The organism is Streptomyces sp. NBC_01451, from assembly GCF_036227485.1.
In the GTDB taxonomy this organism is placed as follows: domain Bacteria; phylum Actinomycetota; class Actinomycetes; order Streptomycetales; family Streptomycetaceae; genus Streptomyces.
On record NZ_CP109479.1, the window covers coordinates 4,735,165 to 4,752,074 of the forward strand.

15 protein-coding genes are annotated in these 16,910 nt (G+C 66.9%); 8 read left to right on the top strand and 7 right to left on the bottom strand.

The features are described from left to right. Positions 1-327: 327 nt before the first annotated feature. Positions 328-1,665 (top strand): MATE family efflux transporter, encoded by a 1,338-nt coding sequence (locus OG595_RS20790; RefSeq protein ID WP_329273982.1) that lies wholly within the window; start codon positions 328-330, stop codon positions 1,663-1,665. Positions 1,666-1,879: 214 nt separating this feature from the next. Here OG595_RS20790 and rplI read toward each other — a convergent pair whose 3' ends face one another. The 4 genes from rplI to rpsF all read right to left on the bottom strand — a co-directional run bounded on the left by rplI (position 1,880) and on the right by rpsF (position 3,619). Next, positions 1,880-2,326, bottom strand: coding sequence for a 50S ribosomal protein L9 (gene rplI / locus OG595_RS20795; RefSeq protein WP_006381650.1), 447 nt, complete (start codon positions 2,324-2,326; stop codon positions 1,880-1,882). A gap of 18 nt (positions 2,327-2,344) precedes the next feature. After that, entirely contained in the window at positions 2,345-2,581 is a 237-nt protein-coding gene (rpsR, locus tag OG595_RS20800; RefSeq protein WP_006381652.1) for a 30S ribosomal protein S18, read from the bottom strand. A gap of 58 nt (positions 2,582-2,639) precedes the next feature. After that, positions 2,640-3,248: a single-stranded DNA-binding protein gene (locus tag OG595_RS20805; RefSeq protein WP_329273984.1), complete on the bottom strand. Its 609-nt coding sequence runs from the start codon at positions 3,246-3,248 to the stop codon at positions 2,640-2,642. 80 nt (positions 3,249-3,328) lie between these two features. After that, the gene (rpsF, locus tag OG595_RS20810; protein ID WP_329273985.1) at positions 3,329-3,619 is read right to left on the bottom strand and encodes a 30S ribosomal protein S6; all 291 of its coding nucleotides are present in this window, start codon (positions 3,617-3,619) and stop codon (positions 3,329-3,331) included. 263 nt (positions 3,620-3,882) lie between these two features. Between rpsF and OG595_RS20815 the strand changes: the two genes are divergently transcribed. From OG595_RS20815 to OG595_RS20825, 3 genes are all read left to right on the top strand, one after another. Continuing rightward, positions 3,883-4,197 carry a hypothetical protein gene (locus OG595_RS20815; protein ID WP_105970260.1) on the top strand — a complete coding sequence of 105 codons (315 nt, stop codon included), beginning with the start codon at positions 3,883-3,885 and terminating at the stop codon, positions 4,195-4,197. 151 nt (positions 4,198-4,348) lie between these two features. After that, entirely contained in the window at positions 4,349-5,470 is a 1,122-nt protein-coding gene (gene femX / locus OG595_RS20820) for a peptidoglycan bridge formation glycyltransferase FemX (RefSeq protein ID WP_329273986.1), read from the top strand. Between the two features lie 66 nt (positions 5,471-5,536). Continuing rightward, the gene (locus OG595_RS20825; RefSeq protein ID WP_329273987.1) at positions 5,537-6,571 is read left to right on the top strand and encodes an alanine racemase; all 1,035 of its coding nucleotides are present in this window, start codon (positions 5,537-5,539) and stop codon (positions 6,569-6,571) included. A gap of 82 nt (positions 6,572-6,653) precedes the next feature. On the opposite strand, the gene OG595_RS20830 is transcribed toward OG595_RS20825, so the two are convergent. Then, positions 6,654-8,162: a glycosyltransferase family 87 protein gene (locus OG595_RS20830; RefSeq protein WP_329273988.1), complete on the bottom strand. Its 1,509-nt coding sequence runs from the start codon at positions 8,160-8,162 to the stop codon at positions 6,654-6,656. Positions 8,163-8,315: 153 nt separating this feature from the next. Beyond that, positions 8,316-11,048 (bottom strand): transglycosylase domain-containing protein, encoded by a 2,733-nt coding sequence (locus OG595_RS20835; RefSeq protein WP_329273990.1) that lies wholly within the window; start codon positions 11,046-11,048, stop codon positions 8,316-8,318. A 384-nt stretch (positions 11,049-11,432) separates the two neighbouring features. Between OG595_RS20835 and OG595_RS20840 the strand changes: the two genes are divergently transcribed. The 4 genes from OG595_RS20840 to OG595_RS20855 all read left to right on the top strand — a co-directional run bounded on the left by OG595_RS20840 (position 11,433) and on the right by OG595_RS20855 (position 15,176). Continuing rightward, a complete protein-coding gene (locus OG595_RS20840) occupies positions 11,433-12,119 on the top strand; it encodes a PadR family transcriptional regulator (RefSeq protein ID WP_329273991.1) in 687 nt (228 codons plus the stop codon). Between the two features lie 42 nt (positions 12,120-12,161). Then, positions 12,162-13,244, top strand: a complete 1,083-nt coding sequence (locus tag OG595_RS20845) for an inositol-3-phosphate synthase (protein ID WP_329273993.1) — start codon at positions 12,162-12,164, stop codon at positions 13,242-13,244. Positions 13,245-13,350: 106 nt separating this feature from the next. Next, positions 13,351-14,613 (top strand): MFS transporter, encoded by a 1,263-nt coding sequence (locus tag OG595_RS20850; RefSeq protein ID WP_329273994.1) that lies wholly within the window; start codon positions 13,351-13,353, stop codon positions 14,611-14,613. A gap of 116 nt (positions 14,614-14,729) precedes the next feature. Next, a complete protein-coding gene (locus OG595_RS20855; protein ID WP_329273995.1) occupies positions 14,730-15,176 on the top strand; it encodes an LppU/SCO3897 family protein in 447 nt (148 codons plus the stop codon). Between the two features lie 115 nt (positions 15,177-15,291). Here the strand turns inward: OG595_RS20855 and OG595_RS20860 are convergent, their stop codons facing one another. After that, positions 15,292-16,869: an ISL3 family transposase gene (locus OG595_RS20860; protein ID WP_329273997.1), complete on the bottom strand. Its 1,578-nt coding sequence runs from the start codon at positions 16,867-16,869 to the stop codon at positions 15,292-15,294. Positions 16,870-16,910 lie beyond the last annotated feature (41 nt).

A 16,910-nucleotide genomic window follows, 5' to 3' on the forward strand; every position in this document is an offset into this window, starting at 1 on the left:
GAGCGGGCGCCGCACCACCGTAGGCCCGTCCGCACCGTCAGCCAATCTGGTTATCCACAGGCCATGTGGACGACGGCCCCGATGCTGTGGAGAACTCCGCAAAACCTGTGCACGACCCGGTGGACAGCCCTGTGAACAAGCTTTCGCGACTTTCGACACACCACCTCTGACCAGTGCGTTTCCCATCCACCGGCTGTGCAGAAGAAAAACTTTCCACATCGGGCCAAGATCTCCACGAGCAGCACACCGCAACGCGCGCCTCAGCCGGAGAGGTAATAGTCACAAGCGCATTGCATCTCTTACCTGTGGAAGATTAGATTGGTGGTCATGACACAGGCTCCCGCTGAACCCAAGGCTGCCCGGCGCCGGCACGACCGAGAGATCGTCGCACTGGCCGTCCCTGCCTTCGGCGCGCTCATCGCCGAGCCCCTCTTCGTCATGGCCGACAGCGCGATCATCGGCCACCTCGGCACGGCGCAACTCGCCGGACTCGGCATCGCCTCCGTCCTGCTCACCACAGCGGTCAGTGTCTTCGTCTTCCTCGCGTACGCCACCACGGCCGCCGTCGCCCGACGCGTCGGCGCGGGCGATCTCCAGGCCGCCATCCGCCAGGGAGTGGACGGCATCTGGCTCGCCCTGCTGCTCGGGTGCGCGGTCATCGCCGTCGTCCTGCCCTCGGCACCCGCACTCGTGGACCTCTTCGGCGCCTCGGACACGGTGGCCCCGTACGCGGCCACGTACCTGTGGATCTCCGCGCTCGGCATCCCGGCCATGCTCGTCGTCCTCGCCTCAACCGGCGTCCTGCGCGGACTCCAGGACACCAGAACCCCGCTGTACGTCGCCATCGCCGGCTTCGTCGCCAACGCCGCCCTGAACCTGGGCCTCGTCTACGGCGCGGATCTCGGCATCGCCGGTTCCGCCTGGGGCACGGTGATCGCCCAGTGGGGCATGGCGTCGGCCTATCTCACGGTCGTCGTCCGGGGCGCACGCCGGCACGGCGCCTCACTGCGCCCCGACACCGCGGGGATACGGGCTTCTGCCCAGGCGGGCGTGCCGCTTCTCGTGCGCACCCTCTCCCTGCGGGCGATCCTCATGATCGCCACGGCTGTTGCGGCACGGCTCGGGGACGCGGACGTCGCCGCACACCAGATCATCCTGTCCTTGTGGAGTCTGCTCGCCTTCGCGCTCGACGCGATCGCGATCGCAGGGCAGGCCATCATCGGGCGCTACCTCGGCGCGAACGACACCAGGGGTGCCCGCCAGGCCTGCCGCCGAATGGTCGAGTGGGGCATCGCCACCGGAATCGTGCTGGGCCTGCTGGTGATCGTCAGCCGTCCGCTGTTCCTGCCCCTGTTCACCAGCGACACCATGGTCAAGGACACGGCGTTGCCTGCGCTGCTCATGGTCGCGCTGTCGCAACCGATCTGCGGGATCGTCTTCGTCCTCGACGGTGTGCTGATGGGCGCGGGCGACGGCACCTACCTGGCCTGGGCGATGCTGATCACACTCGCCGTCTTCACACCGGTGGCCCTGCTCCTACCGACACTCGGTGGCGGCCTCACCGCCCTCTGGGGTGCGATGACGCTCATGATGACCGTCCGCATGCTGACTCTGTGGCTGCGAGCCCGCTCAGGCCGCTGGATGGTCACGGGCGCCACGCGCTGAAATCACGGAGAGGACCGTACGGTGCTGCTCCACGGCTCCTGTTTCACGTGAAACATCGACCCGATTCCTGCCGTTTCACGTGAAACATCGGCGTGCTCAGGTTCCCCATGGAACCAGACCGCCCGACTCGCCAGGCCACCGCCCGCGAGTCCGCTCACGCAGAAGGGCCACACCCCGAAGGGTGCGGCCCCAACCGCTTCAGCGAGCGCAGCGCTTAGGCGGCGACGACCTCGATGTTGACCTTGGCGGCAACCTCGGGGTGCAGACGCACAGACGTCTCGTGGGCGCCGAGCGTCTTGATCGGCGAGCCCAGCTCGATGCGGCGCTTGTCGACCTCGGGGCCACCGGAAGCCTTGATCGCCGTGGCGATGTCGGCCGGGGTGACGGAACCGAAGAGACGACCGGCGTCGCCGGAGCGGACGGCCAGACGGACCTTGACGCCTTCGAGGCGGGCCTTGATGTCGTTGGCCTGCTCGATGGTCTGGATCTCGTGGATCTTGCGAGCGCGACGAATCTGCTCGACGTCCTTCTCGCCACCCTTGGTCCAACGGATCGCGAAGTTCCGCGGGATCAGGTAGTTGCGAGCGTAGCCGTCCTTGACGTCTACGACGTCGCCCGCGGCACCGAGGCCGGAGACCTCGTGGGTAAGGATGATCTTCATTAGTCGGTCACCCTTCCTTTATCGCGCGGTGGACGTGTAGGGCAGCAGCGCCATCTCACGGCTGTTCTTGACAGCCGTGGCGACGTCACGCTGGTGCTGCGTGCAGTTGCCGGTCACGCGGCGGGCACGGATCTTGCCGCGGTCGGAAATGAACTTCCGCAGCATGTTCGTGTCCTTGTAGTCCACATACTGGACCTTGTCCTTGCAGAAAGCGCAGACCTTCTTCTTAGGCTTGCGCACAGGCGGCTTCGCCATGGTGTTTCTCCTGTGTGATCAAGAAGTGTGGGTACGGCCCACCCCTCGGCCCGAAGGCCTAGAAGGGGGGCTCGTCCGAGTAGCCGCCACCGGAACCGCCGGAGCCGCCGGAGTTTCCACCCCAGCCGCCGCCACCAGCGCCGCCGCCACCCTGGTTGCCACCAGCGGGAGCGCTCGTCGCCCAGGGGTCGTCGGCCGGAGCGCCGCCGCCCTGCGGAGCGCCGCCGGAGTTTCCACCCCAGCCGCCGCCCTGCTGGCCGCCACCTCCACCGCCGCCGCTGTAACCGCCCTGGCCGCCTCGGCCGGCGGCCTTGGTGACCTTGGCGGTGGCGCTGCGCAGGCTGGCGCCGACCTCGTCGACGTCCAGCTCGTAGACCGTGCGCTTCTCGCCCTGGGTGGTCTCGTAGGACCGCTGCTTCAGCCGGCCCTGCACGATGACGCGCATGCCTCGCTGGAGCGACTCGGCCACGTTCTCCGCTGCCTGACGCCAGACCGAGCAGGTCAGGAACAGGCTTTCGCCGTCCTTCCACTCGTTGGTCTGCCGGTCGAAGGTGCGCGGGGTGGACGCGACACGGAACTTCGCGACCGCCGCACCGGAGGGGGTGAAGCGCAGCTCGGGGTCGTCGACAAGATTGCCGACGACCGTGATGACGGTCTCGCCTGCCATAGGGGAACCTCTCGGCGGGTTTGCTGCTGGCTGCTTTTGGTGCTGCTACTCGAAATCCCGGGACCAGCTGAGCGGGAGGCTCAGTGGGTCTCGGGGCGGAGGACCTTGGTCCGGAGGACCGACTCGTTCAGGTTCAGCTGGCGGTCGAGCTCCTTGACGACCGCAGGCTCGGCCTGCAGGTCGATGACCGAGTAGATGCCCTCGGGCTTCTTCTTGATCTCGTACGAGAGACGACGACGGCCCCAGGTGTCGACCTTCTCGACCTTTCCGTTGCCCTCACGGACGACGGAGAGGAAGTTCTCGATCAGAGGGGCGACTGCGCGCTCCTCCAGCTCGGGGTCGAGGATGACCATCACTTCGTAGTGACGCATGTGGAACCCACCTCCTTTGGACTCAGCGGCCACGGTCGTTCCGTGGCAGGAGGGTTGTTATGCGTACGCAACGGTATCGGCAGCCACTGACAGTCGGAGGTCCCCGAAGGGATCGCTCGTCACGGCATGGGCAGACACCGGTGCAGACGGTACAGAGTACCCGCACTGCGCTTCCGGTTGAAATCAGGCCCCGGTCACCGTCAGTCTGTACACATCGGGTGTGTATGGCGCTACGATGCGCCGCCTTCCGCAGGAGGTGCCACATGGCACAGGCATTGCGACCCAACACCGCCGGATCTCTCTTCGCCACCGACGGCAAGCCCCATCCGCTCCAGGACAGCCTGCTCGCCGTGACGCTGGTGCTCGGAGTGACCGCCTTCGTCACGGCGATGTTCCACAGCCTGCATCTGCTCAGCTCCTGGACCGGCCTGGTGGGGATCCTCACCGGCGCGTACGGACAGTTCGTCTCCGAGACGACCCGCGAACGCTTCGGACTGATCCTGGGCCTCGGCGCCGCAGCGGTCGGATTCTTCCTCGGCATGGCGCACGGCGGCCTCTTCGGTGGCGTGATCGGCTGACGCGGGCCAGCCCCCGGTGCCCCGGCCGAGGCAAGGCCGGGGCATAGGTGCCATACGGCCAGACGAGGCGCTCGCAGGGCGCAGTAGGCTTCGGCGCGAGAGCCGGAGCCCCTGTACCCATGGGGACACACCAGCCCGAGGAGCGCCCGGAATGAGCCTGACCCTGAGGACGATCAGCCGTGAGCAGCATCTGGCGTACATCCAGAGCCTGCCGTCGGCGAGCCACATGCAGGTTCCGGCCTGGGCAGATGTCAAGGCGGAGTGGCGCTCCGAGAACCTCGGGTGGTTCGACGACCGGACGGGCGAGATCGTCGGTGCCGGTCTGGTGCTGTACCGCCAGCTGCCCAAGATCAAGCGGTATCTCGCCTATCTGCCCGAAGGCCCGGTCATCAACTGGTTCACGCCGAATCTTGACGACTGGATCCAGCCGATGCTGGCGCATCTCAAGCAGCAGGGCGCCTTCTCCGTGAAGATGGGCCCGCCGGTGATCATCCGCCGCTGGGAGGCCGCGTCCATCAAGGCGGGCATCCAGAGCCCGGACGTGAAGCGGCTGCGCGACATCGAGGCCGACTTCATCGAGCCGCGCGCCTTCGAGGTCGCCGACAAGCTGCGCCGCATGGGCTGGCAGCAGGGCGAGGACGGCGGGGCCGGCTTCGGCGACGTACAGCCTCGCTACGTCTACCAGGTGCCGCTCGCGAACCGTTCGCTGGAAGAGGTCCACCAGAACTTCAACCAGCTGTGGCGCCGCAACATCAAGAAGGCCGAGAAGTCCGGTGTCGAGGTCGTCCAGGGCGGCTACCAAGACCTGGAGGAGTGGCAGCGGCTGTACGAGATCACAGCGGTGCGCGACCACTTCCGGCCCCGCCCGCTGTCGTACTTCCAGCGCATGTGGACGGCCCTCAACACCGAGGACCCCAACCGGATGCGGCTCTACTTCGCCCGCCACAACGGAGTGAACCTGTCGGCCGCGACGATGCTGATCGTCGGCGGGCACGTCTGGTACTCCTACGGCGCCTCGGACAACATCGGGCGGGAGTTCCGGCCCTCGAACGCCATGCAGTGGCGGATGCTTCGCGACGCCTACGCACTGGGCGCCACGGTCTACGACCTGCGCGGCATCTCCGACTCGCTGGACGAGACGGACCACCTCTTCGGTCTGATCCAGTTCAAGGTCGGTACGGGCGGGCAAGCTGCCGAGTACCTCGGTGAGTGGGACTTCCCGCTCAACAAGCTGCTCCACAAGGCGCTCGACATCTACATGTCGCGCCGCTGATGTACCGGTTTTCCCGTTCGCACCTCTGATTCACCACAACCACGAGGAAGGTTCCAGGTCCCGGCCATGGCGCTCACGCTCTACGTCGACACCGCGCGCTGGCGTGCGCACCACAAGCACGTGTCCGAGCAGTTCCCGGGGCTCGTCCCGGTCTGCAAGGGCAACGGCTACGGCTTCGGGCACGAGCGGCTGGCCGAGGAGGCCACGCGGCTGGGCGCGGACATCCTGGCCGTCGGAACGACGTACGAGGCCGCGCGGACCAAGGACTGGTTCAGCGGGGACCTCCTGGTGCTGACGCCCTTCAGGCGGGGCGAGGAGCCCGTGCCGCTGCCCGATCGCGTCATCCGCTCGGTGTCGTCGGTGGACGGGGTGCACGGCCTCGTCGGAGCCCGTGTCGTCATCGAGGTCATGTCCTCCATGAAGCGTCACGGTGTGACCGAGCAGGATCTGCCCCAGCTGCACGCCGCCATAGAGGACGTGCGCCTCGAAGGCTTCGCGATCCACCTGCCGCTGGACCGCACCGACGGCTCGGACGCCGTGGAGGAGGTCATCGGCTGGATGGACCGACTGCGCGCGGCCAGGCTGCCCCTGCACACCATGTTCGTCAGCCACCTCAAGGCAGAGGACCTCGCGCGACTTCAGCAGCAGTTCCCGCAGACCCGCTTCCGCGCCCGTATCGGCACCCGGCTGTGGCTGGGGGACCACGAGGCCACGGAGTACCGCGGCGCGGTCCTGGACGTCACTCACGTGGCCAAGGGCGACCGCTTCGGCTACCGGCAGCAGAAAGCGGCCTCGGACGGCTATCTGGTGGTCGTGGCGGGCGGTACGTCGCACGGGGTGGGTCTGGAGGCCCCCAAGGCCCTGCACGGCGTCATGCCGCGCGCCAAGGGCGTCGCCCGCGCCGGCCTCGCCACGGTCAACCGGAATCTCGCCCCGTTCGTCTGGGACGGCAAGCAGCGCTGGTTCGCCGAGCCGCCGCACATGCAGGTCTCGATCCTCTTCGTGCCCTCGGCGGACGCCCGGGAGCCGAAGGTCGGCGAGGAACTGGTGGCCCATCTGCGCCACACCACCACGCAGTTCGACCGGATCGTCGACCGCTGACCCGTCTGGCGCAGATTGCCTGAAAGGCCGTACACGGAGTCCGTGTACGGCCTTTCACATGGCGCCTCCAAGCCGTGTTCGCTCAGAGCGAACGCTCGTCGTCCTCCTGCCCCCGCTGGCTGCCCCACTCCACCTGCGGCCCGTCGAAGTGCGCGGCGTGCCGCGGCGGATGGGCCGCTGGGCCGAGTACGAAGACGTCCTGCGCGCCGTCGAGCACGCCTCCCGACGGATCGTCGTCACCGGCCCTGCGCACCACGTCCCGTTCCGGCATGAGGATGTCCCTGACGATCACGGCGCAGAGGTACAGCGTGCCCACCAGGTGAACGCCGATGACGAATTGGTAGCCCTCGGTGGGCAGGCCCTTGTGGGCGTCACCGCTGGTCGTGTAGGCGAGGTACATCCAGATACCCAGGAAGTACGCGACCTCGCACGCCTGCCAGATCAGGAAGTCCCGCCATTTCGGGCGGGCCAGAACGGCGAGGGGGACCAGCCACAGGACGTACTGGGGTGAGTAGACCTTGTTGGTGAGGATGAAGGCCGCGACGATCAGGAAGACCAGCTGGGCGAAGCGCGGCCGGCGCGGGGCGGTCAGTGTGAGTGCCGCGATGCCCGCGGCCGACGCCAGCATCAGCAGCATCGCGAAGGTGTTGACGGTCTCGGTGCTGAACGGATAGTCGAAGCGCTGGGCGATGACCAGCCAGAAGGAACCGAAGTCGACGCCCCGTTCCTGGCTGAACGTGTAGAACTTCGACCAGCCGTCGAAGGCGAAGTACATCACCGGAAGGTTCACCGCGAGCCAGGCGACGACAGCTCCTCCGAGCGCCTTGCCGAACGGCCGCCACTTGGCCGCTCGCCAGCACAGCAGGAGCAGTGGGCCCAGCAGCAGGAAGGGATAGAGCTTGGCGGCCGTGGCGAGCCCCAGCAGGACACCGAAGGCGAGCGGCCGGCCACGGGACCACATCAACATCGCGGCGGCCGTCAGGGCGACCGCCAGCAGGTCCCAGTTGATCGTGGCGGTGAGCGCGAAGGCGGGCGCCAGAGCGACCAGCAGACCGTCCCAGGGGCGCCGCGCGTGCGTGCGTGAGACGCATACGACGATGATCGCCGCGCACACCATCAGCATTCCGGCGTTGACGAACCAGTACCACTGCTCCTGGTGCTGGATGGTCCCGCTGCCGGGCGTGAGCCAGGCGGCGACCTCCATGAACACGCCGGTCAGCACCGGGTATTCGAGGTACTCCATGTCGCCGGAGAGCTTGTCGAAGTACGGCACGAGTCCGTCGGCGAATCCGCGTCCCTGATAGAGGTGCGGAATGTCGGAGTAGCAGGCGTGCGTGTACTGCGTGCTGGCGCCGAAGAACCAGCCGCCGTTGTAGCAGGGCGCCTTCTGGACCAGCCCGAGGGCGAACATGCCGATCGCCACGAGCGCGACCACTCGTACCGGTGTCCACCAGGACGTCCCCAGCAGGGCACGCCGTCCGATGGGGCCGCCGATCAGCTCACTGCCGGCCACGGCGATCTCGTCGTCCCTGGTCGGCCGTACCGGGTCCGGCTCGCGCACGCTCGCTTGCGTCGTCTCTGCACTGGGCATGGGCCACATCCTGCCGTACGCGCCTAGGAATACGCCGAGGGCCGTCGCACCTGGTCGGTGCGACGGCCCCATGTTTCACGTGAAACAGCGTGAATCGGATCGGTGTTTCACGTGAAACACCCAAACCGGGCGCCGCTTCGGCCAACCGCTCGGTCAGCCGAAGATGCCTCCGCTATTGCCACCGTTGCCGTTCGCGTTGCCGTTGCTTTCGTTGTCGCTCTCCGTGGGTGTCGGACTGGATGTCACTCCGCCGTCGGTAGAGCCTTCGTCCGTGCCGCCCGTATCGGTCCCTCCGGTGTCCTGGCAGGTGACGTCGAAGGTGCCGCAGGTCTCGCTCGGTGACGGCGAGGGGGAGGGCTCGACCTCTTCCTCGGTGGGCGTCGGGCTCGGCGTCGGCGGCGCTTCCTCCGACTCGGTGACAGAAGGCGTCGGGCTCGGCAGCGGGTCCTCGTCGACGACCTCGCCGTAGGGCTCGGGGGTCGGGAAGTCCTTCGACGGCGTGCCCTTGAGTGCCTGTTCCATGTAGTCGTGCCAGATCTCGGCCGGGAACGAGGCACCGTGGATCTTCTCCTGGCCGCCCGTGCCGTACATCTCCAGGAACTCGCGGTTCTTGTTGGTCTCGTCGTCGTCCATCCGGAACATGCTGATCGCGGTGGACAGCTGCGGGGTGTAGCCGACGAACCAGGCCGACTTGTTGCCGTCGGTGGTACCGGTCTTGCCGGCCACCTCGCGGCCGGTCAGCTGCGCCGCCGTACCCGTTCCTTCGTCGACCACGGTCTTGAGGACGTCGGTGACGTTGTCGGCGACCTGGGCGGTGAACATCTGCTTGGCGTTGGCGATCTTCTCGTGCTCGAAGACCGTGCCGTCCTTACTGGTGACCGTCTCGACCGAGTACGGGGTGTTCTGCTTGCCGCTGGCCGCGAAGGTCGCGTAGGCGCCTGCCATGCGGATCGCGCTCGGGTCCGAGGTACCGATCGAGAACGACGGGAAGTCGGCGCTGGCCAGACTGCTGTCGAGAAGGCCGGCGTCGGTGGCGGACTCCCTGACCTTGTCCAGACCCACATCCATGCCGAGCTGGACATAGGCGGAGTTGGCGGAGACCCGCATCGCCTCACGCAGGTCGATCCGGAAGCTGGGCGCGTTGTACGACTCGTCGCCGTCGTTGCGCTGCAGCCACTCCTTGTCGTCCTTGTCCTTCCAGATGGTGTCGTCGTAGTTCTTGATCTTCAGCTTGTTCTTGCCGCTGTAGATGCTGTCCGGGGAGACCTGGGTCCGCTCGTCCTGCGCCTGTGTCGCTTCCAGATCCGGATCCCGGACGCCCCACTTCATCGCGGCGGCGAGTACGAACGTCTTGAACGTCGAACCGACCTGGGCACCCGTCGTGTCGGCGTTGTTGGTGAAGTGCTTGGTAGCGTCCTCACCGCCGTAGACGGCCTTGATCGCGCCCGTCGTCGGGTCGACGGATGCCCCGCCGAACTGAACGTACTTGTCGGTCTTGGGGCGCTCGTCGGGCTTGATGTTCGCCTTCCGGACCTTGGTGACCGCCTTCTCCAGCGCCTGGACCTTCTTCTTGTCGAAGGTCGTGTAGATCGAGTAGCCGCCCTGCTGCAGTTGGTCGGCGGTGATCCCGGTCTTGTCGGTGTTGTTGATGAGGTAGCCCTTGGCCAGGTCGACGAGATAGCCGATCTGTCCGCCCAGCGCGGTGTTGGAACGCGGGTTCTGCATCTTCGGGAAGGTCGTGTACTTGGCACGCTCGGCCGCGGTCATGCGCCCGTCCTTGACCTCCTCGTCGAGGATCCACTTCCAGCGCTCCACGGCCCGTTTGGTGTTCTTGGCCTGGGTGGCGTTCGCGGGGTCTACGGACGGCGCGCCGGCCGGGTCGTAGTACGTGGCGCCCTTCAGCACCGCGGCCAGGAAGGCACACTCACTGGGGTCCAGGTCCTTGGCGTTCTTGTTGAAGTACGCGCGTGCGGCTGCCTGCATCCCGTAGGAGTCACGGCCGTAGTAGGCGGTGTTCAGGTAGCCGGCCATGATCTCCCTCTTGTCGACGTTGGTGCCGACCTTGATGGAGATGAACAGCTCCTTGAACTTCCTCGTGAGCGTCTGCGACTGGTCGTCCAGGCGGGCGTTCTTCACGTACTGCTGGGTGATCGTCGAACCACCCTGTGTCTGACCGCCCTTGGCCATGTTGAACAGAGCCCGGGCGATACCCATCGGGTCGACACCGCTGTCGGTCTCGAACGTCTTGTTCTCGGCCGACATCACGGCGTACCGCATCGCCGGGGGAATCTGCTCGTAACCGATGATCTGGCGGTTCGTCTCGCCGCCGGTCGCCACCATCTGGCTGCCGTCGGCCCAGTAGTAGACGTTGTTCTGGGCATTGGCGGCCTTCGCGACATCCGGCACGCCCACCAGGGCGTAGCCGATGCCGGCCACCGCCACCAGGCTGCCGACGAAGCCGATGAACAGTCCCGTCACCTGCCGCCACGACGGAATCCAGCGCACCGCTCCGTACTTCCCCGCGCGCGGGTAGTCGATGAAGCGCTTCTTGGGTGGCGGGCCGGCCGCACGGCCTCTGCCGCGTCCGGGCCCGTTCGGGCCGTTGGGACCCCCGCGGCGTCCGCCGCCCTCGGGCCCTCTGCGACGCCCGCCAGTACTTCTCTGCGAGGCGCGCCGGGATTCGGCACGTCCTCCGGACTGGCGCTCGTCGTCTTCCGTTCCGTAGGGACCCAACCCATAGGAATCCGATCCATAGGAATCGGAAGGAGACTCGGTTGCGCCTCGCGGTGCCGCGCGGCGGCCGGAGGACGGGCCGGACTGGCCGCGTCGGGCCGCGGCACGTCCGCCTCCCTGCGGCTGCGGCGGTTTGCGACGGTGCTCGCTCATCGAACGATTACTCCTTGGGCAGGCGCACCCGTGCGCGCCTGGAAACGGCGGCTGGTTTCCGGTCCCCCCAAAGTACGGATGCGGCCGTGTTCGCATTCATCCGTACCGCACCAAGCACGACGACGTCCCCAAACGTCACTCGGTTCCCGGTGGACTGCATGGCGCACAGACTACGCACCGTCAAAACCTGTCTAGCCCCGAAGTTCACCCCAAACCAGGCAACTTGCTTCCTACGAATCGGTGATGTGATCCCGTTCACGACATCCCCTCTTGTCGCATCCGCAGGGCCGTTCTATCGTCTAGATGTATCGAGTCGATACATCAGCTCGGCATAAACAGTGCCGGAGACCGTCACGGTGGGACCGTGGGAGAGGGGAGGCGACGATGAGCCGGCGTGCCGGGATCCTCGAGTTCGCTGTCCTCGGCCTGCTCCGCGAGTCACCGATGCACGGCTATGAGCTGCGCAAACGACTCAATACGTCACTGGGTGTGTTCCGCGCCTTCAGCTACGGCACGCTCTATCCCTGCCTCAAGACGCTGGTCGTTAACGGCTGGTTGATCGAGGAGCCCGGCAGTGCGCCCGAGGACGCGCTCGCCGCTCAGCTCACAGGTCGCCGCGCCAAGATCGTCTATCGGTTGACGGCGGAAGGTAAGGAGCACTTCGAGGAGCTGCTCTCACAGACGGGCCCGGACGCGTACGAGGACGAGCACTTCGCCGCTCGTTTCGCCTTCTTCGGTCAGACGTCCCGCGATGTACGCATGCGCGTGCTCGAGGGCCGCCGAGGCCGGCTGGAGGAGCGTCTGGAGAAAATGGGCGCCTCGCTGGCGCGTACCCGGGAGCGCCTCGACGACTACACCCTTGAGCTCCAGCGCCACGGAATGGAGTCCGTGGAGCGCGAAGTGCGCTGGCTGAACGAGCTCATCGAGAGCGAGCGGGCCGGGCGGGACCTCAAAGGTGCCGTTTCCGGGGAACCCGACTCGCAGGACACCACATCTGGAGCGCCGGGCGGCCTGCCCCGGTCCCGGGAGGACGACTCCCGGACCGGTCCGTCCGACGACACCGCCACGTGAGGGCCTCTCAGGTCCTCACTCGTACACACAGGGAGCAACCGAATGGGTTCCATTCGCGTAGCCGTCGTCGGCGTGGGCAACTGCGCCGCGTCACTGGTACAGGGAGTCGAGTACTACAAGGACGCCGATCCGGCGGCCAGGGTCCCGGGACTCATGCATGTGCAGTTCGGGGAGTACCACGTCCGTGACGTGGAGTTCGTCGCCGCGTTCGACGTAGACGCGAAGAAGGTCGGTCTCGATCTCGCGGACGCCATCGGCGCCTCCGAGAACAACACCATCAAGATCTGCGACGTCCCCTCCACGGGTGTGACGGTCCAGCGCGGCCACACCCTCGACGGGCTCGGCAAGTACTACCGCGAGACCATCGAGGAGTCCGACCAGGACCCGGTCGACATCGTCCAGGTCCTCAAGGACAAGCAGGTCGACGTCCTCGTCTGCTACCTCCCCGTGGGTTCCGAGGCCGCGGCGAAGTTCTACGCCCAGTGCGCCATCGACGCCAAGGTCGCCTTCGTCAACGCCCTCCCGGTCTTCATCGCCGGCACCAAGGAGTGGGCGGACAAGTTCACCGAGGCGGGCGTCCCGATCGTCGGCGACGACATCAAGTCGCAGGTCGGCGCCACGATCACGCACCGTGTGATGGCGAAGCTGTTCGAGGACCGGGGCGTGGTTCTGGACCGCACGATGCAGCTGAACGTCGGCGGCAACATGGACTTCAAGAACATGCTTGAGCGCGAGCGCCTGGAGTCCAAGAAGATCTCCAAGACGCAGGCCGTCACCTCCCAGATCCGCGACCGCGAGCTGGGCGCCGACAACGTCCACATCGGTCCGTCGGACTACGTGGCGTGGCTCGACGACCGCAAGTGGGCGTACGTCCGTCTGGAAGGCCGTGCGTTCGGCGACGTCCCGCTGAACCTGGAGTACAAGCTGGAGGTCTGGGACTCCCCGAACTCCGCCGGCGTCATCATCGACGCCGTGCGTGCCGCGAAGATCGCCAAGGACCGCGGCATCGGCGGCCCGATCCTCTCCGCGTCGAGCTACTTCATGAAGTCCCCGCCGGTCCAGTACTACGACGACGAGGCACGGGAGAACGTCGAGAAGTTCATCAAGGGCGAAGTCGAGCGCTGAGAGGAGTCCAGCGCCGGTCAAGCCCCAACAGGCTTGTCGCTCCTGCCCGTCGAGGGTCCCCGGGTCATCCGCCCGGGGACCCTCCTCGTATGTGAGGCTGTGCCCCATGGCTGTCGTGCGTGACCTGCGGGTACTCCTGCGCCTGAGCAACTTCCGGCGCCTGCTCGCCGTACGGCTGCTCTCCCAGTGCGCCGACGGCGTCTTTCAGGTCGCACTCGCCGCGTACGTCGTCTTCTCGCCGGAGAAACAGACCTCACCGGCCGCGATCGCCTCCGCGATGGCGGTTCTGCTCCTGCCGTACTCCCTGGTGGGCCCTTTCGCGGGCGTCCTGCTGGACCGCTGGCGACGCCGCCAGGTCTTCCTGTACGGCAACCTGCTGCGCGCCCTGCTGGCATGCGTGACGGCGGTCCTGATGCTGAGCCATGTCCCCGACTGGCTCTTCTATGTCTCCGCCCTCTGCGTCACCGCCGTCAACCGTTTCGTCCTGGCCGGGCTCTCGGCGTCGCTGCCGCGCGTGGTCGACGACGAGCGGCTGGTGATCGCCAACTCGCTCTCCCCGACGGCCGGCACTCTCGCTGCCACGGCAGGCGGCGGACTCGCCTTCGTCGTCCGAATCGTCGCCTCCGACTCGGACGCCGCGGTGGTCCTCCTGGGTGCGGCCCTCTACCTCTGCGCGTCACTCGGCTCCCTCCGCCTCGACCGGGAACTGCTCGGCCCCGAACCCGAGTTGGTGCAGCCCCGGCTGAGGGCTGCGCTCACCGGCACCGCGCGCGGCCTGGCGGCAGGCGTACGGCACCTTGCCGCACCCGGGCGCCGGGAGGCGGCCTGGTCGCTGGCCGCCATGACGCTGATGCGGTTCTGCTACGGCGCCCTGACAGTCATGGTGCTGATGCTCTGCCGGTACGCCTGGTCGGACGGCTCCGACGACGGGCTGGCCCTGCTGGGCCTCGCGGTGGGCATCTCCGGGGCGGGTTTCTTCGTCGCGGCCGTGATGACACCGGCGGCGGCCGGACGGCTCGGTCCCGGCGGCTGGATCGTGGTGTGCGCCGGAGCGGCGGCAGTCCTGGTGCCCGGGCTGGGCCTGGCGTTCGCCGAGGTGCCCATGCTCATCGCGGCGTTCGTCCTCGGCCTCGTCACGCAGGGTTCGAAGATCGCCACGGACACCATCGTCCAGTCCGCGGTCGACGACGGCTTCCGCGGTCGGATCTTCTCCGTCTACGACGTGCTGTTCAACGTCGCCTTCGTCGGCGCGGCCGGGGTGGCAGCCCTGATGCTGCCCTCCGACGGCCGCTCGGTGCCCCTCTTGGTCACGATCGCCGTTATCTACGGGGTAATTGCTATGACTATGGCCCGCTTTGAACGTCGGTAAGTGTCACATGAAGGCCACAGAGTCACTCTGAGGTACAGAGTTGTCAGTGGGTCCCGGTAATTTACGTGCGTCTTACTTCACGCCAAGCACGCCCATACCCAAGGGGGACCCCCGAAGTGACCACTCCGCCACAGGACCAGAACCCGAACGCCCCTGTTCCCACCGAGCCGACGGCACCCCAGCCGTACCCGCCGCACCAGGGTGCCCCGTTCCAGGGAGTTCCGGTCCCGCCGCCCGCGCCGGCCAACCGCTTCAGCAAGAAGCTGCTGCGCATAGGCGTGTTCATCGTCGTCGCGATAGCCATCGCCGGTGGCAAGTGGTACTTCGGCCAGAGTGACGCGGAGACGACGTCCGTGGGCGCCTGCATGCACAACGACGGCACGGAGACGAACCCCGACCTCAACGAGGTCGGCTGCACCTCCAGCGACGCCCAGTACAAGGTTGTCCAGAAGTTCGACAACACCAGCGACGCCGACAAGTGCGAGGCCGTCACTGAGTCGACGATCGCCTACTACCAGCAGGGCAGCAGCCACGACGTCGTGCTCTGCCTCAAGGAAGTCTGAGCAAGACACAGCACATACGCACAGCGGGCGGTGTTTCACGTGAAACACCGCCCGCTGTCTGTTCCGGCGCGATGTTTGGTTCTGTCGACGATTTTGTGATCCGGACAGTTCAGACTCACCGTGCGAGTAGGACGCGTTTGCGTAGGAGATCGAGGCTGGCCCGGCCGAACATCTGGCGTTTCAGCATCTTCAGCCGGTTGATGTTGCCCTCGACGGCGCCGGAACTGTGGGGCAGGGACAGTCCGTTGCGGACGGCGTCGAAGTCGCGGCGGAGGTTGCGGGCGAAGCCTGCGAGCGGGGTTAGTGTGTCTTGCTCAGCGTTGGTGATCCAGTCTTCGAGGCGGTCGCCGTGGCGTCCGGTCATCATCGCGGCGAACTTCCTGACGTGGAGGGTGAGCCGGTCGAGCTCGGGATCTCGTTTGCGTAGGCGGTGGAGCTTGTCGGCGTCCTCGTCCCGGAGGTGCTCGGGGTGGGTCATGATCCAGGAGGTGACCTCGCGGACCGATGGCGGCTTGGGGCCGGGGACGGGTGCATGTCCGCGCCCGGTTCGGTAGCGCCGCAGATGACGCTGGACGGCTAACTCGCCACCGGGATAGCCCAGTTGCTGGATCTCGCGGTAGAGCTGGGCGGCGTTTCTGACACCTTCGTTCCAGCGCCGGTGCAGGTGGCCGACGTACGGATCGACGATATGCGCCCGTTGCAGGCTCTTGGCGACGACTTCGTCCGCGGAGCGGGCGTTGACCAGCTTGCGGACGGTGGCCTGGTGCAGCCCGAGTTTCCGGCCGATCGCCGCCTTGGACATGCCCTTCTCCCACAGTTCGTGGGCGGCGGCATGCTGCTCACGCAACCGCGTCACGATCTTCAGCTCCGTCGATGGCTGGACCTCCTCGGGCTCCGCCTCCAGGGCATCGGAGTTACCGTCAGTTGCGGGAACTGGTTCGCTCAGGCGGGAACGATGGGCGTTCACCGACTTCTCGACCGCCTGTCCGAGGTTGGCCCACAGGTGATAGCGATCAGCGACCTGCTCGGCCTGCGGTGCCCCGACCCGTGCACCTTCCGCGTATCCGCCGGAACGGTCACGGCAGATGACCTTCACCTCAGGGTGACCGCGGAGCCAGGCGGTCAGATCCTCTCCCTCACGTCCGTCGTAGAGGTGCAGTGGACGGTGGGTGGCCATGTCGATGAGCACAGTGCCGTAGTGGCGGCCTTTACGGAAGGCGAAGTCGTCGACACCGAGTACCTCCACCTCGCCGATCTCCGGGTCGGGCAGGGCTCTGACCAGCCGCAGCAGCGTGTCCTTGCCCACGGTGATACCGGCCGCGGCCGCGAGTCGGACTCCTGCCCTGCCGGCCAGCGCCAGCCCGACCCGCGTTAACACCCCACGCAGCAGCGGGCTGTAGCGACTGTGCGGGGTGGTCAGCCCCGCGATCTGTTCGGCGAACGTCACCGCTGTGCAGTCAGGGTTCTCGCAGCGGAATCGGCGCACGCACAACTCGATCACCACGCCGAGCCCGCCAACGGCGACATCGCGCAACCTCCGTACGTACCGACCGTGCACCCGAGCCGACCTCTGGCCGCACCGGCAGGCCCCAGTCGTGGCCCGCACCCGCGTCCTCAACACCACCTTTTCCGGCCGTCGTTCGACCTCCTCGATCAGCAGCGCGGACAGGTGCGGAAACAGCTCCAAGAGCACATCACGAGAGCACGCGATGCATGATCGCGAACAGTCGGCAC